The sequence below is a fragment of the Luteolibacter sp. LG18 genome (assembly GCF_036322585.1).
GTDB lineage: Bacteria > Verrucomicrobiota > Verrucomicrobiia > Verrucomicrobiales > Akkermansiaceae > Luteolibacter.
In genome coordinates, this window is sequence record NZ_AP024600.1 from 1,297,490 (window position 1) to 1,314,550 (window position 17,061).

Annotated in this window: 4 protein-coding genes; 1 reads left to right on the forward strand and 3 read right to left on the reverse strand. The window is 61.6% G+C overall.

The window, feature by feature from the left end; all coding sequences use genetic code 11:
• Positions 1–34 precede the first annotated feature (34 nt).
• Entirely contained in the window at positions 35–982 is a 948-nt protein-coding gene (locus tag llg_RS05495; RefSeq protein WP_338288598.1) for a sodium:calcium antiporter, read from the reverse strand.
• A 269-nt stretch (positions 983–1,251) separates the two neighbouring features.
• Here llg_RS05495 and clcA point away from each other — a divergent pair, with 269 nt between their 5' ends.
• Complete coding sequence (gene clcA, locus llg_RS05500) at positions 1,252–2,529, forward strand: H(+)/Cl(-) exchange transporter ClcA (protein WP_338288600.1); 1,278 nt, start codon at positions 1,252–1,254, stop codon at positions 2,527–2,529.
• Between the two features lie 27 nt (positions 2,530–2,556).
• On the opposite strand, the gene llg_RS05505 is transcribed toward clcA, so the two are convergent.
• Together llg_RS05505 and llg_RS05510 are read right to left on the reverse strand one after the other, a co-directional pair.
• A complete protein-coding gene (locus llg_RS05505) occupies positions 2,557–10,788 on the reverse strand; it encodes a tandem-95 repeat protein (protein ID WP_338288602.1) in 8,232 nt (2,743 codons plus the stop codon).
• Positions 10,789–11,287: 499 nt separating this feature from the next.
• On the reverse strand, positions 11,288–16,996 hold the full coding sequence (locus tag llg_RS05510) for a LamG-like jellyroll fold domain-containing protein (protein ID WP_338288604.1): 5,709 nt from the start codon (positions 16,994–16,996) through the stop codon (positions 11,288–11,290).
• Positions 16,997–17,061: the final 65 nt, after the last annotated feature.

Sequence of the window (17,061 nt, forward strand, 5' to 3'; positions counted from 1 at the left end):
CGGGATTCGGGCTGTTTCGTTGGAATGGCCGTCGTCAATGTTTGCCCAGGATGTTCCATGCAAGATACCCAGCATAGGTCAAAAGGAGGGCCACTCCTCTCTTTCGATTCAGTCGACCGCTTTTCCCGGGACAAATGACAAGAGTCGTGAAACCCCCGATGGCGAGGCTGGGCCAGATTTCCCGGAAGGCGACGGGATAGGGCTTGATGAGAGCCGCCGCCGCCGCCACCACCATTGAATTGAAGACATTGCTGCCTAGAATCGTTCCCAAGCCAACATCATGGTGGCCTCGGACGCGGGAAACGATCGTGGTGGCAAGCTCCGGAGTTCCAGTTGCCAGTGCGATCACGACGGCTCCCACGAGAAACGGACTCCATCCCAGAGCTGTGGCCACACCGGTTCCTCCGAGAACCACAAGTTGGGCCGAGCCAACAAGCAGCAGTAATCCCCCGCACAATTCGGCGATGATCAGCTTTCTTGGTTTTTGAGGAACCTCGGCCACTTCCGCAGCCTCGGTGGAGTGGGCTGCGGCGTGTCTGCGTGCGTGGCGGACGACACAGACCAGCCATCCGGTGAAACAGATCAGAAGCAGAGCGGCATCGAAGCGTGAAAACCAACCGTCACACAAGATGATCGTCAGCAAGATGGGCGTCGCGAGCGCGATCAACCAATCCCGGCCTACTCCTTTGTCCTGCACCTGCATTCCAGAGAACGCCAATACCAAGGCGAGGATGAGGGAGATGTTTACCACATTGCTGCCCAGGACGTCTCCGAGAGAGATTTCCGGCACTCCACCGATCGCCGAACGGACAGCTACCATCAGTTCGGGTGAAGAAGTGCCGAATGCTGCAACGGTGACCCCAATGACGGCTGCGGGCCATTTCGCCCATTTGGCAATACCGATTCCTCCATTGACGAAGAGCGTTCCGCCGATCCAAGCGAGGGCGACACCCGCCAGAAGAAGGAGAATCCAAATTGTCATACGGCAAATGATGATGGGGAAAGCTTCTTGAGATCGTTTCTTCTTCTCAAGCCAATCGGGGCTATAAATCAGCCCTGTGTTTCCATGTGCCTTCGGAACTGCGGATCGGCCAAGGCGTCAGAACTCCAACTCTTCACGCGTCGGTAATTTCCGTTACAAACAGAGATCGCTCCGCCGGTTGCCCTCCAAAGCGGGCCGGCACACCCTCGGTCGTGACGAATGCAGATGATCCTGTCTCCGAAATAGGAAGCGGCCTGAATGAGGAAGAGGTGCGGCGCAGGCACATCCTGCCGAAGGCGCTGGTGGTGGGCTTGGTCGCGGGTGTGGTGGCATCCGCGTTCCGGTTGGCGCTGGCATGGGCCGAAAGCCTGCGCAACGCGCAGCTCGGCGGATTGCATGGCTGGCAATCGTTCGCGGCATGGACGTTCCTGGGCGCGCTCGCGGGTGGCCTCGGCCTTTGGATGGTGCGGCGTCTGGCTCCGGAAGCAGCAGGCAGCGGCATCCCGCGTCTGCAGGCGGTGTTGCTGGGGAAGGCCAAGCTGAACTGGAAGCGCCTGCTGCCGGTCAAATTCATTGCCGGAGTGATCGGGATCGGCGGTGGCCTCACGCTGGGACGGGAAGGCCCAACGGTGCAGATGGGCGGGGCATCCGGCCTGATGGTCGCGGATTGGTTCCGGGTGAAGGCAGGCGGTGGCGAGCGCAAGGCCCTCATCAGCGCGGGAGCCGGAGCAGGTCTGGCGGCGGCGTTCAACTCGCCGCTGGCGGGCATGATCTTCGTGCTGGAAGAGCTGCAGGGGAACTTCACGCCGGTGGTGTTCGTGGCGGCATTCCTTGCCTCCACATCCTCGGATGTGGTCTCGCGGCTGCTGGTCGGGGACAAGCCGGTGTTTCACCTGGAAGCGATGCCGGTGATGAGCGTGAATGAACTGCCTCTCGCCCTGCTGTTGGGCCTTCTCGCCGGGCTGCTCGGCGTGGTGTTCAACAAGTGTCTGCTCGGCAGTCTCGATGGCTTCGACCGCCTGACCCGCTCGAAGTGGCTCGGCGGTGCCGTGGCCGGATTCGTCGCGGGAATCGCGGGCTGGTATATGCCGCACCTCTCCGGCGGCGGTGGCACGCTGGCGGACCAGGCGATCGCGGGGGAAATCGCGGTAGGCATCCTGCCGCTGCTGCTGCTCGCGCGCTTCGTGCTGACGATGACCTGCTACGGCTGCGGCACGGCAGGTGGGATCTTCGCCCCGCTGCTGGTGCTGGGCGCGCTCGGCGGGCTGCTGTTCGGCCACGGCATCGCCCATCTGTCCCCGCCATGGATGCCGAATCCGGAATCCTTCGCCGTGCTGGGCATGGGCGCGCTGTTCACCGCCATCGTCCGCGCGCCCCTGACTGGTATCGTGCTGATGGTGGAGATGACCGGCAAATACGATTTCATGCTGCCGCTGCTGGCCTCGTGTCTGGCCGCCTATGGGGTGGCGGAGTGGCTCGGCAGCGCGCCGATTTATGATGCGTTGCGACAGCGATCGCATCAGAAGGATGGAGGCCCGATCGATTGATCCGCGTTACGCCCTCTGAAATCGCTTCTACGGAGTGACGGTGACGTTGTCGAAGGTCGCGGTATTCAGTCCAGCGGTGTTGCCGCTGCAGTCGACGAGGCCGATGTAGCAGTTGGTGCCCATCGTGATGTTCACCGTGCCCAGCGATGTCCAGTTCAAGCCGTCCGTACTGATTTTGGCAGTGATGTCGTTGCCGACCCGCTTCAGATGAACCCACACGTTCGGTGCGGTGGCGGTGCCGCTGTTGAAGGTGGTGGTGGAGCCTGCGGCGGTGGTGCGGTAGCTCCAGGTGAAGGCACCCGCGCCATTGGTACCGAGGAACATATGGGGCGAGTTCGCCACGAGGCTGTTGCGGATCATCACACCGATTCGCGCGCTGTTACCAGTGCTGGTGAAACTCGGGATGCGTACGGTGATGTCCCCATCCGCCGTCAAGCCCTGGTAGGTGTAGCGGAAGCCATCGGCGTTGCCAGCGATCACTCCCCCACCGTTCAAGGTGTGGATGGCGTTGTAGTATTCAGAGCGACCCACGACGCCGGTGGTGCCGATATCAGCGGTGAGCCATGGGGATGGATACGGGGTGACCGTGACGTTATCGAAGGTCGCCGTGCTGAGGGCGCTCGCGGCATTGGAATCCACCGCGAGACCGACGTTGATGGTCGAGGCCATGGTGATGGTTTCCTGTCCGACCTGCGTCCAGGAAGTGCCATTGGCAGAGACGTAGGTGGTGAAGAGCGAGCCGCTGCGGGTGATGCGCACCCAGTTGTTCGGCATCGCGTTGAGGGCAGGGCCTGCGATGCTGGTGCTGCTACCCGAGGCGCTGGCCCGGTACTGGTTGGCAAAACCATTGGATGGCGTGACCACCATCATGACATGGGTGGCTCCGGCCGCGGTGCCATCGCGCATCATGACGCCGGCCTTCGCCCAGCCACCGGTATTCGTCTGCGAAGTGACGCGGGCGCGGATTTCGCCATCACCGGACAGGGTGCTGGAAACATAGCGGAAGGCATCCGCCGTGCCGCCGATATCGGCACCACTGCCGCTGATGGTGTAGGTGCCGGAGCTGTATCCTGTACCACCGGTGGCACCCGTGCTGCCAATATCCGCGGATGTCCAGCCGACCGGAATTGAAGCAACCGCGAGGGTGCCATCCACCGCGAGGCGGGTGGTATCCCAGGTCAGTCCGCTGGTGAGGGTAGGCAGGCTTATGGTGGTGAAAGCACCGCTGCGCGTGGTGGCGCTGAACAGGATGAAGCTATCACCGGCCACAAGAGCCGTGGGTCCGCCGTTGGCAATGCTGAGCGTGCCGCCGTAGGTCACGGTGGAGATCCCACTGACCTTGTCATTGCTGAGGGTCGTACCGGATTTGCCGACGGTAATCTGAGTGGTGCCGCCGAGCGTGAGAGTGTTGTTCACCGTGAGTGTGCCGGAGGGATCCAGCGTCCCGCCGCTCTGCACGGTGATCGCGCCATTCACGCTGCCGGAGCCGGCAAGCGTCCCGCCGCTTTGCACGGTGACCGCACCGCTGCCAAGAGCTCCGGTGACGTTCAACGTGCCGCCGCTCACCGTTGTCGTGCCTGTGTTGGTGTTGAGGCCGGACAGGGTTTGCGTCGCGGCACCGCTCTTCACCAGGCTGACCGCGCCGGAGATCACACCCGATGATGTCTGGTCCGAAGACGTGTTGAGCGTGAGCATGGCCGAGCCGGTGGCGATGCCGACTTTGACGCTGCCGCTCAGACCGGCGATGCTCTGGCTGAAACCGCCGGTGGCCGCCTGGTTGCTCAGCCGCAAGGTGCCAGCGGTGGTGGAGGAAACGACCCCGCTCGGGGACAGTGTATTGGTCGCACCCACGTAAGCGACCGCCCCGGCATTGCTGATGTCGAGCGCCCCCCACGTGTTCGAAACATTGCTGAATTGCCAGTTGGTGCTGTCCAGCAGTTGCACGGTGCCGGTGCCGTAGGAGATCGAACCGGTGACGTTGCCGTAGTTCCCCGAACTGCGCAGGACGAAGAGGTTCGCATTTACGCCGGTGTGCCCGACGTTCCCACTGATCGTGCTCGGATTGGCCGCGGTGCCGCCTGCGGTGACAACTGCGAGGCCGCTGGAAACGGCGCCATCCACCGTGATATTGCCACTCCAGTTCGCGGTGCCGGTCAGACCGAGGACCGCGCGGCTGGAGCCTGCTTTCAGTGTCAGGGTGTTTGGGATCGTGAGACCGGCGTTCACGCTCAGCGCGGGGCTGTAATAGCTGCCATTCCCGATGATGGTGACATTGTCAGTGCCGAAGGCCGCGGAATTGGCGGCGGTAACGACAGTGACGTCGCTGGGCGGCGTGATGGTGGTGCCGCCACTGTAGGTGTTCGCCCCTTCAAGCGTGAGGTTGCCGCCACCGGTCTTTGCAAGACCCTTGGTACCGGCCAGCACGACGTTGAGCGTCGCCGTGCGGTTGTTGACGGCGATGGTCGGCACTCCCGTAGTGACGTCGAGCGTCAGCGGACCGCCGCTGCCGGTGTTGAGCGTCCAGTTGTTGCTGGCGGTGGCGGCATCCGCGAAGGTCAGGTTGCCGATGATGCGCGCGCCATCGAGCGTGACGGTGGTATCGGCCGTAAGATTCAGCGTGCTGAAGTCCGCGGCCTTGCCGATGCCATTGGCGAACACTCCTCCGCTCCACTTCCCAGTATCCGGCCACGAACCTCCGTTGGTGCTGGTGAAGACGCCGTTGTTGTTCATCAGCGTGACGGTAATATCGAGCTCGGTGGTGGCACTTTCTCCCGCCGCGTCGGTGACTTTCACGGTGAAGGTATTGAGCCCGCCATCGGAGGCTCGGGGAGTCCCGGACAAATTGCCATTGGTGGAGACCGCCAACCAGGTCGGACCACTGATTTTCGAGTAGGTCAGGATATCCCCCGTGTCGACGTCATTGCCATAGCTGGCGATGGAGCCGGAGTAGGCGCTGTCTTCCGTGGCACCGCTGCCGGTGATGGGGTTGGCGGTGAAGGTCGGCGCGTCGTTGGTGTTCGCGACTGTGATATTGAGCGTGGTGGAGGCACTCAGGCCCGCGGCATCGGTCACCTTGACGGTGAAAGTGTTCAGGCCGACATCGTCATTAACCGGAGTGCCGGACATCAGACCGTTCGGTGCAACGGTGAGCCAGGATGGGCCACCGATCTTCGAGTAGGTGAGGGTGTCGCCCGCATCGACGTCACTGCCATAGCTGGCAATGGAACCGGAGTACACGCTGTCTTCGGTAGCTCCGGCACCGGTGATCGGATTTACCGAGAAGGTCGGAGCGTCGTTGGTGTTAGCCACGGTGATGTTGAGCGTGGTGGTCGAGCTCGCGCCTGCCGCATCGGCCACCTTCACCGTGAAGCTATTCACTCCGACGTCACCGTTGACCGGGGTTCCCGAGAGCGTGCCATTCGCAGCAACGGTGAGCCAGGACGGACCATTGACCTTCGAGTAGGTGAGGGTGTCCCCCACATCGATGTCCGAGCCGTAGCTGGCGATCGAACCGACGTAGACGCTGTCTTCAGTGGCACCGCTGCCAGTGATCGGATTCGTCGAGAAGATCGGAGCGTCGTTGGTGTTGGCGACGGTGATGTTGAGTGTGGCGGTCGAACTCGTGCCTGCCGCATCGGTCACCTTCACGGTGAAGCTGTTCACGCCGACGTCACTGTTGACCGGCGTGCCCGAGAGCGCGCCATTGGGGCCAACGGTGAGCCAGGACGGACCATTGACCTTCGAGTAGGTCAAGGTATCGCCCGCATCGACGTCCGCGCCATAGCTGGCGATCGATCCGGAGTATGCACTGTCTTCCGTGGCCCCGCTGCCCGTGATTGGATTCGCGGTGTAGGTTGGCGTGTCATTGACTGGAGTGACCGTCACGAACACCGTGGCGGTGGAGTTGCCATCGATACCGTCAGCGATGGTGTAGGTGAAGGAGTCGCTTCCATTGTAATTCGCGGCCGGGGTGTAGGTGACGTTGCTGCCTACAATCGTCACAGTGCCGTGAGCACCCTGCGTGACGGAGGAGAGTGAAATAGCGTCGCCATCCGGATCGCTGTCGTTCACCATCACGGCGAAGGTCCCGGTCGTGTCTTCCGCGGTGATGGCGCTGTCATTCACGGCCATAGGTGGCGCGGCCACGTGGACCGTGCCGTCCACGGCAAGGCGCGAGGTGATCCAGCGCAAGCCGCCCGAAAGCGGCGGCAGCAAGACCGACGAGAAGGAACCCGCATACGCCGGTGCGGAAAACAACTGGAAGCTGTCCCCGGCCACCAGAGCGGAACCCGTATTGGTGACGGTCAGGGTGCCACCACAGGTCAACGTGCCGGTGGTCTGCACCAACTTGCTGGCGGTCTGCACTGCTCCCTTGTTGAGGGAGATCTGCAGGGCTCCTCCGAGCGTGGCGGTGGTGGTGGTCAGAGTATTGGTGCCACCGAAGGACAAGGTGCTTCCGGAGGGAGACGTCAGCGAGGAGAGCGTCTGATTGAAGCCGTTCAAGGACAACGCGGCTCCGGATGAAATCGAAACGATGGCAGTGGATCCCAGGCAATTGTCGACGCCGCAGATCACGGTGCCGGCTTGGATCTGGATGCCGTAATTGGAAGCGGTGGCCGTTCCATTCAGGAGCAGCGAGCCGGCACCGCGCTTGTAGAGGCCCATGCTGCCGACGTTGAGTGTTCCATTCAGAACGAGATCGCCGGTGGCGGTCGCCGCGCCGGAGTCCACCTTGACCGCCATTCCGTAGCCCGAATTGACCAGTTGGATGTTCGCATCGAGGACCGATCCGGAAGCGTCGGCGGTGCACCAGAGGCCGGTGGAGTTGATGTCGAAAATCCCGATCTTGGCCAGGCCGGTGCCATACTGACGGATGGTCGTGGGGGCGGACTGGAGGATGATGCCGCCGCTGCAGTTGTAGGTCTTTCCGCCCGCAAGATAGAATCCGGTGGTGGCCGCGGTGCCATTGCCACTGATGGTCAGTCCGGTGTTCGCATTGCTACCGCCGGTGCTGTAGCCGATTTTGAGCGTGGCTCCCTGGGCAACCGTGTAGGGAGTGTCGCCGGATTTATTCTGAACCTCGAGCGTGCCAGCATTGACATTAGTCAGGCCGGTGAAGGTTCCGGTGCCACTCAGCGTCAGGTAGCCGGAACCGAATTTATCAAATCCCTGCGTCCCCGCCACCACCGCGCTGATCGTGGTGGCCGTATTGACCGAGAGATCGGGCGTGCCGCTGGAGGTGGCGAGCGTGATCGGCCCGGCGCTACCAGAAGCAAGCATCCAGGTGTGCTTGGTCGCATTCAGGTCATCGAAGACCAGCGCTCCCACCGTGCGCGCGCCGTTGAGCGAAACCGTCTGGTTGGCGGAGAGGTTGAGCGTGCTAAAGTCCGCCACCGTGTCGGTGCCACTGGCAATGGTGCTGCCAATCCAGTTTGTGGTGGTGGTCCAGGAACCGCCCGCGGTGTTCGTCCAGGTGCCGGAGCCACCGGGATAGCTGATAGACAGAACCCCTGCCGAACTGGTGGTGACCCCATTCACCACTACGGTGTAGCTGCCGGCGTTGCCTGGGTTGACACTCGGAATGGTGTAGGTGGCGCTAGTCGCGCCGGGAATGTTCACGCCATTGAGCTGCCATTGGTAGCTGGTCGGCACCGGACCGATGACGGATGACGTGAAGGTGGCGGGAAGGCCGCTGATCACCGTGTTCGCCGCAGGGCTGACCGCCACACTGGCGGGGCCGGTGACGTTGCCCAGGATGCTGATGCCGTCGAAGGTGGCCGTGTGGATGTTCGGATTCTGTGACTGAACGGCGTTGACGAAGGCACCGGCGTTGATCGTCGTGCCGAAGCCGGAGAGCGTCACGCTGTTGACCTGTGTCCAGTTCACTCCGTCCACCGAGACCGAACTGGTAAAGACATTCCCGACGCGCTGGATTTTAGACCAACGGTTGCCTCCGCCGACATTGGAGGACCAACGGTTGGCATCGCCGTTGACGTCCCGCATGGTATCGTCCTGGAAATAGGTCCCGCCCCCGATGGTGCTGAACAGAGCGGCGAAACGGGTGCCGCTGCCGTCACCGAGCGGCTGTCCGACGCTCGCATTGCGGGTGCTGCGTAGGATGAAGCCCGCACGCCAGCTCGAGTTCGGCGCGACGCCATCCGGTCCCGCGGTGACAGCTGGGAGGCTTACCAAATGGCCGATCAGAGTGCAGTCACCGGTGACCTGGCGGCTCAGCATGTCCATGCCATCTCCGATGATCGTCATCTTGTCCCCCTGAATGCCGGCACCGGTGGAATAGTTGTGGACCTCAAGCGGATCCCAGTTCCACGAACCCAATGAGGGATTGGTGGTAGTGATGGTGATCGGAGCCGAATCAATCGTCTGGTTCCCGTTGTAAACGAGGCGCGCACGCACTTGGTTCGAGGGTGCCGTCCATACCATCGAGTTCAGAGTGTAGGGAGCAGTGGCATCCTGGCCGATGAAGTAACCCGCCGACTTGTCGGGCCGTGGATAGTAGGCCTTGTCGCCGGTCATGTAGAACTGGACGCTGTTGATGGTGGCTCCGTTCGCGGTGACTGCCGCGCTCAAGCCTGGGCTGGAGTTCACGACGGTCGCTCCATTGGCCGGCGCGCTCATGGTGATGACCGGCTCACTGGCTCCCGGAACCCGCGAGAAGGCGGAGGCGGGAACGTCGCCCACGACGATACCCGGGCCTTCGTAGGTCAGGCCGATGCCGTCATTATAGACGCTCGGGTTCGTCGCGTTGGGCGTGCCGCGGAAATACTTCAGTGTGAGCGAGTGCTTGCCGGTGGCCAGCGCGATGCCGCCGCTCTTGAACTGGCTGGGGTCATGCAGGCCGTCGAAGTCGATGACGTTCGTTCCATCGATGACCAGCACGCTGCCGTCACCGGAGCGCAGGGTGAACGCATACAAGCCATCGGCAGTGGCATTGAAGTAACCACTGTAAACGAAGCCGTAATCGGTGCGGCGCAACCGTGGCGTGGCGTCGGGAATGCTGACGGCTCCCTGACGGGTCGCGGTCAAGGCCGTGAAATCCGGCAGGACCGTCCAAGTGCCGGAGGTCGCCTGATAGTACTGGTAGTTCAAACCGCTGACGGCTCCCGAAGCCGAAGTCGCGGCATTCAGGGTAGCGGTGGTCGGAGTGATGAGGACTGGTGTGCCGTTGTTGTAGAAGATGTCCGAAATCGTCAGCCGGACATAGGGGGTGGCAATGCCGGTGATGTTCAGGATCTTCTGCCGGATTTCAGGTTCGTTCTCGGTGAAGGTCAGCGCGGGCGATCCGGTGTAGCCGGAATTGTTGAAGACCTCGATTTTGTAGCTGAGTTGCGGTGAACTCGTCAGCGGCAGGTCCCACTTCACCAGCAACTGCGAGCCGTAGGTCGTGGCACTTGAACTGCCCACCACGATCGGATCGAAGGTCGGAGCGGCTGGCTGGCCGGAAAGAGTGAGAGTGGTGGGAACATTGTAGGAGCCGCTGTAGGTCGGCCCCACCTGGGAGCGGGTGGCGGTGTTGGAATCGATCAGGGAAACGAAACCGGACGAGGTGAAGCTGATCTGGTTGGCCCGGTTCCACACGCCGGACTTGTGATAGTAGCCATTACCGCGATCCGCGACATAATCCCCCGAATAATTGCCACCGATATTCTCTTGGAATCCCTTCATCCCGTTCACGCCGGTAACGGCGAAGGGATACTGGAAGGTGCCGAGATGGTACCAGTTCCCGCTGATCGGTTCCTTCATCCACATCCCCTGATAGCCGACATGAGCCGTACCGTCCGCAGGTTGCCAAAAGCGTACCACCGAGCGGTACCACTGGCTGGAGGAGAACTGCGGCCAATAGCCTTTGATCGAGCAGCTGCTGCCCTCGCCGATCGCGACGTTGGTGGCCATGTTTGTGCCCGCGAAGACCGGGATCTGCTGGGCATACGACGGCGTGCCGCCGCTGGAGGGCCAACAGACATACTGCACCAGCGTTTTGGTGCCGCCCTGGCCCTGGTGAACATAACCACCGTAGAAATAACCCGAACCACCATCAGAGCTGCTGACGTTATTGGTGTGGATCGCATCATAGACGCCGGGCGGAACATTCGGCGACCGGTAGTCCTGCATGATGCAGTCCGCATTGTTCGGAATATTGAAATCGTTGTACTGGGCGTTCGCGAAAGAAGCAAAGGCCAGCATGAGCGAGGATGGCAGAAGCAGAAGATGCCAGCCAGCGGTCTTGGGGTTTGAAGGCATGGGTTTGGGTCTTTGAAATACAGTTGAAGAACAGATCTCAGAAGCAGGGCCTGACAGCATCACCGTCTCCTCGCTCAAATAACCCGCATCCGGCGTCTCGGCTGCGAAGCGTGGGAATGGGTGAAAGGTGACGGAATGGTTGCCGGTGTTTCATGGACATGAGGCACGGAAGGCACGCTTTTATAGACGTATTCTGGTGATCCATCACAAAAGGTTCGCCCTGTTCAATCCCCCATTGTTTTGGAACTGGGCCGGAATATGGCCGGGATTTCTCCACCTGGAACTGAAGCGCATTTGCCACTAGCGCATGCCGCCTCGATGCCGTTGAAACGATCCCTGTTTTAACGGCACGGTTGTCCAAGCCGGCTCCGCCTCATCCGAGCACCCTTCCAATGAGGGCAAGATGGAGCTCTCCATCTGAAATCCGGTGGCAATGCGTGGTTGGACCTAGCCCTCAGGGGAGCGACCATCTGACCGCTCCCGAAGCGAAGTTGCGGGCTCACGGCCCCACGACAAGACGCAGGAAGCGTTTCGGATGGCTCTGGATGGCGACGATGTCTTCCACAGTCACATCTCCCTCGGTGTTGGTGACACCAGTGCTGGACCAGACCGTCTGCCATCCTCCCGCAAGATTGTCGGAGCCCTGCACCGTATAGATCAGAGACGCATCCGAGATGCGGTGGAAGGTCAGTGTGAGCTTCGTACCGTCGGGCGATTTTCCGAGAGTGGCGGCAGAGCCGGAATCGACCACATTCGGCTGGGTGCCGGTGGCATATTCGAGGCGGTTGCTGCGACCATCGCCATCATTGTCCTGAAGATCGGCGAGGGTGCCGGTGTTGCCCATGGCGGGTTGGCCACTGATCACCACCACGGAGAGGGTGCCGGAGCTGGTACTCAGGGACGCGCTGTAGCCGGCCGGGACTGAACCGATTGAGAATCGCGCGGCGGTAATGCCAGTGGCACCAGTGATCACCGGATAGGTGCCAGGAGCGAAGCCTGTCGCCGGGGCCACATTGACTACGACGGTGCCGGATGCTGGCGCGGTGAAGGTCGTGCCGGTGAAGGCAATCTTATCCGAAGTGGTGCCGAGTTCCAGATTGAGGATTGCCCCGGCATTGAGGGTGAGGTTGCCTTTGGGTGAAAAGGTGCCAGGAGCGGCGTTACCGGGAGCGAGGATACCACCGCTCTGCACGGTGATCGCGCCATTCACGCTGCCGGAGCCGGCAAGCGTCCCGCCGCTTTGCACGGTGACCGCTCCGCTGCCGAGAGAGCCGGTAACGTTCAACGTACCGCCGCTCACCGTGGTCGTGCCGGTATTGGTGTTGAGACCGGACAAGGTTTGCGTCGCGGCACCGCTCTTCACCAGGCTGACCGCGCCGGAGATCACGCCCGACGATGCCTGGTCCGAAGACGTGTTGAGGGTGAGCGTGGCCGAGCCGGTGGCGACGCCGACTTTGACGCTGCCATTCAGACCGGCGATGCTCTGGCTAAAGCCGCCGGTGGCCGCCTGATTGCTCAGGCGCAACGTGCCACCGCTGGTGGAGGAAACGATCCCGCCCGGGGACAGCGTATTGGTCGCACCCACGTAAGCGACCGCCCCGGCATTGCTGATGTCGAGCGTCCCCCATGTGTTCGAAGTGCTGCTGAATTGCCAGTTGGTCGTATCCAGCAATTGCACGGTACCGGATCCATAAGAAATTGCCCCTGTCACATTTCCATAGGCTCCCGAGGCGCGGAGGACGAGGAGGTTCGCGTTCGTGCCGGTGTGCCCGATGTTCCCGCTGAGCGTGCTGGGATTGGCCGCGGTGCCGCCTGCGGTAATCACCGCAAGACCACCAAAAGCGGATCCATCCACCGTGATATTGCCGCTCCAGTTCGCGGAACCGGTCAGACCAAGGACCGCACGGCCGCTACCGGTGTTGATCGGCTTCAGGGTCAGGGAATTCGGAACAGTCAAACCCGTGTTCACGCTCAGTCCCGCCGAGAAGTTGTTGACCCCGCTCAGCAGCACGGCACCGCTGCCGAAAGCCGAACCGTTGGCCGCTATGACAGCCGTCGTATCGCCCGCAGGCGTAATGATGGTGCTCCCACTGAAGGTATTCGCCCCTGCGAGAGCCAGAGTGCCGGCACCGGTCTTTGCCAGCCCCTTGGTGCCGGCCAGCACGACGTTGAGCGTCGCCGTGCGGTTGTTGACCGAGATGTTCGGCACCCCCGTGGTGACGTCTAGCGTCAACGGACCACCGCTGCCGGCGTTGAGCGTCCAGTTGTTGCTGGCGGTCGTGGCGTCCGCGAAGGTCAGGTTGCCGATGGTGCGGGCTCCATCGAGCGTGACGGTGGCGTCCGCCGTGAGATTCAGCGTGCTGAAGTCCGCGGTCCTGTTTGTACCGAAGGGAACCGTCCCCGCACTCCAGTTGGCTGCCGTCGGCCAAGAGCCGCCGGCCGCATTGATCCAGACACCGTTCGGGCTCAGCAGGGCCACGGTGATATCGAGTTCGGTGGTAGCGCTCGCGCCCGCTGCGTCGGTGACCTTCACGGTGAAAACATTGAGACCACTATCGGAGGCACCGGGCTTACCCGACAAATCACCGTTGGGCGCGACCGTCAGCCAGCCCGGGCCGGCGAGCTTGGAATAAGTCCGAGTATCCCCCGTATCGACGTCCGCGCCGTAACTGGCGACCGACCCGGAGTAAGCCATGTTCTCCGTCGCATCAGCACCGGTGATCGGATTGGCTGTGAAGCTAGGCGCGTCGTTGGTGTTGGTCGCCGTGATCTTGAGCGTGGCGGTGGCGCTCGCCCCCAACGAATCGGCCACTTTCACGGTAAACGTGTTCAAGCCGACATCCCCATCGAGGGGAGTGCCGGAGAGGGAGCCATTCGGAGAAACGACAAGCCAAGACGGGCCATCGAGCTTCGAGTAGGTCAGGGTATCCTCTCCATCGATATCGGTGCAGTAGCCGGCGATCGATCCGGAGTAGGGCACGTCTTCTCCAGCCCCGATGCCCGTGATCGGATTGGCCATGAATGCGGGCACGCTGCTTCCAGCGGCCAGCGCCGTGATCTCCGGGGCGCTCAGTGTGCGCCGGTAGACGCGGAAGTCATCCAGTGAGCCCTTGAAGCGGTAGCCGCTGCTGAGCGTATCCCAGCCGAGGTAGAAATCACCATCGAAGGGAGAAGCGTTGAACGTTCCGCTACACACGGCGGAGGTTAGAGTTCCTCCTTGCGGTTTCATGTAGAGCGTGGCCTTGGTGGGCTCCACGGCCAACGCGCAGAAAGTCCACGTGCCGTCCGGAGGAACGAGCCCGCTGCTGAAGTTGGAGGATGCATTCGATCCTGACTCCCAGGTGAAGCGAAGCTGGTTCGAAGGACCGAACATCATGCCACTTGCCATGGAACCCTCCGTGAAGGCGATGCCAGACCACTGCGCCTGTGATCCATTCCGCTTCACCCAGCCGGTGATCGTCACCGTATTCGTGTTCAGCGACAATGGGGGGAACAACACCGATTGGTTGGTGCCATTGAGGCTGATTCCGGTGCCTGCCACGCCAGCCACCCACGGGGCCGCGTTTTGGATCGCGCCATTGATTGGGTCCGGCGTACTGTCCGCCACGCCGGTTCCGGTGCCTTCGTTCATCGCCCAGCGGGCCACATAGTCGGACGGTGGCGGTGTATTCTGGGGATTGTCGCCAATCGCCACCGAATCGAACTGCCAGCGGTTCGTATTTGTATTCGTGCTGGGGCGGGCCAGCGAATAGACGCCGACGTACATGGCGTTGTTGAAGCCCTGAGTGGAGAGATCGCGCGATCCCGCCGCATCCCACGTCACACCGTCCACGGACAGGTAGGCATTAAAGACATTGCCCACCCGCTGGAGCTTCAGCCAGTTGTAGGTGTTCGACGCATTCTGGAGATTCGGAGCGGGCCAGAAGAGTCCGCCGCCGTTCCGGTTGGTATGGTCCTGCAGGTAAATTCCGTTCGTAGCGGAAGCCAGCAGGGTGATGAATTTTCCGCCGATCTCACTTCCCGGATTCGGGTTGAGATCCTGACGGAAGATGACGCCGCCCGACCAACTGCTGTCGTAGCTGGAGCCATCGAACTGCGATACCCAGGACGTGGTGGGACGACGCTTCAGGCGGGAGACAATGGTGGTATCTCCGCTGATGAGCTGCCAATTGAAGTTCAGATTGTCCCCTACCAGGCTGTGGACGTTGTTCACCACGCTGGAGGCGGACTGAAAAACATGGCCGCCAATCGCGGAGAACTGCCACGGGGAGACCGAAGGCTGGGCGACCATGATGTCCACCGGAGGTGAATCGAGGGTGTATTGGCCGCTGGAGCCATAGACGAGACGGGCCTTCAGATGGTTCGCGCCCACGCCAAGCAACTCGGAGGAGGTTAAGACCCGATTCGCCCCTGAAACCGTGGAGGTGTAACCCGCCCCCCAGCACGTGTCTTGGTTGTAAAAGCGCACTGATTGCAGTGGCTGGCCGTTGGGCGTGACGGTGGCGGTCAAAGCCGCCGCGTCGGCCATCACGGTGGCACCGTTGGTTGGGGCGGTCAGAGCCACCACCGGCTCGCCAGCCGCGGGCACGCGCGACCACGCGGTCTCCGGGATGACACTTTTTACCACCCCAGGTCCCTCCCAGGTGAGCTGAAGGAAATTTTCCTCCTTGTGGCCTGGATCAGTCGAGTCGCACCGCAAGTACTGCAATTCCACCGCATGCTTGCCTGCCTTTAAAGCGGCGGTTCCTGGGACTTCGAAGCCAGCGCCGTGGACTCCATCGCTATCAATCACTATGGAGCCGTCGATGATGAGCCTGCTGCCGTCCGAGGACTTCAACGCGAACGACCACAAGCCGTCCGAAGGGATGCTGAGGTAGCCCTTGTACTGACAGGCGTATCTCAGGGTCCCGCGGTGGACGGTAATATCCACGTTGTTCACGGCACCACTCTGCACCAGATTGGACGAATCCAACGCGGCATTGAAGGTGGGTATCGTGGTCCAGCTGCCTTCATAATACTTGTATCCTAGACCGGCCACCGTCCCGGAGGGCGTGCTGGCATTCGTGAGGACGGCTGACGACGCGGTCACGGTCACGGGTGCCGAAAGCTGGTCGAAGACATCCGTAATCGTCACCTTCACCGTCGGTGTCGGCAGACCGGTGATGGGGATCAATACCTCGGTCGCGTCCGGGTCGATCTTCGTCACCGTCAACGCGGGTGTCCCGGAGGTGTTGGTGGTGGGGAAGACCTCGATCTTGTAGGAGAACTGCGGCGAACTCAGGGTGGTCATCGCCCACTTCACATCGAGCTGGCTGGAGGTGGCCGTGGCAGTGACGGAGTTGATCACCGCCGGATCGAATGTCGGCGTCGCGGGCATTGACAACGTGTAGAAATTGTCGCCCGGCACCATGTTTCCCACATAGCTGGTCTGGTTGCTGGTTTCGAAATAAATCGCGCTGCCGCCGTCCATCAGACCCACCGTTCCTCCTTCGGGGGCTCCATTGACTTCCGCTTTGAAGGTGACTCCCGGAGTCCATGCGCCGCTCTTGCGGAAGTAGTAATTCCGGAAATCCACCCGCCGCGGACCGGGTGTTCCGGTAGCCTCGATAAAGCCCTGGTCCGAGGTAAAGCGCGTGGCCAGGAAGGGCATGCGGAAGGTCGCGAAATGGCGCCATCTCTCGGTCACACCATCTTTGATCCACTGGCCGCACTTCGAAATGTTCGTGGGATTGTCAGTAGGTTGCCAAATACGGATAGCCGTCGGATACCACGTGCCGGAGGCCATCGGCCACTTGCCGTCCACCTTTCCGGAAGCGCCCTCCCCCACGGAAGGCACGTCACGCATGTCCGGATTCCACCACTCCGGCACGGTCGCATCCCCGGGGTGCACGGGATTCGAAATCGCCCAGAAAGTCTGGAGATAGCTGTTGGTCGTGTTGACGCCGGCGTTCCAATTTCCACTCCACGCCGTGCCACTGTAGAAGTTGGTGCTGGTCGTGGCACCGGCGATGGTGGGGTACCAACGGGCATTGTAGGTGCCCCCCGGCCAAACCGGGTAGCGGGTTTCCTGATAAATGATGTCGGAGCCGCTGAGACTCGATCCACCCGGACCATAAAAGTGATAATACTCCGCACGGGCCAGCGGAGAGATCCCTGCCAAAAGTAACAACGCGCAGAGAGCGATTTCTGGAATTCGGTTCTTTTTCATGCTCGGTTTTTCAAATTCTCAAAGAAGCACCCTCCATCTGCGGCCGTAGCCTCATTCGACTACTG

What these genes read in the sequence shown, in the direction of transcription:
- llg_RS05510 (WP_338288604.1), bottom strand. Translation starts at nt 16,996, where the DNA reads ATGAAAAAGAACCGAATTCCAGAAATCGCTCTCTGCGCGTTGTTACTT.
- llg_RS05505 (WP_338288602.1), bottom strand. Translation starts at nt 10,788, where the DNA reads ATGCCTTCAAACCCCAAGACCGCTGGCTGGCATCTTCTGCTTCTGCCA.
- llg_RS05495 (WP_338288598.1), bottom strand. Translation starts at nt 982, where the DNA reads ATGACAATTTGGATTCTCCTTCTTCTGGCGGGTGTCGCCCTCGCTTGG.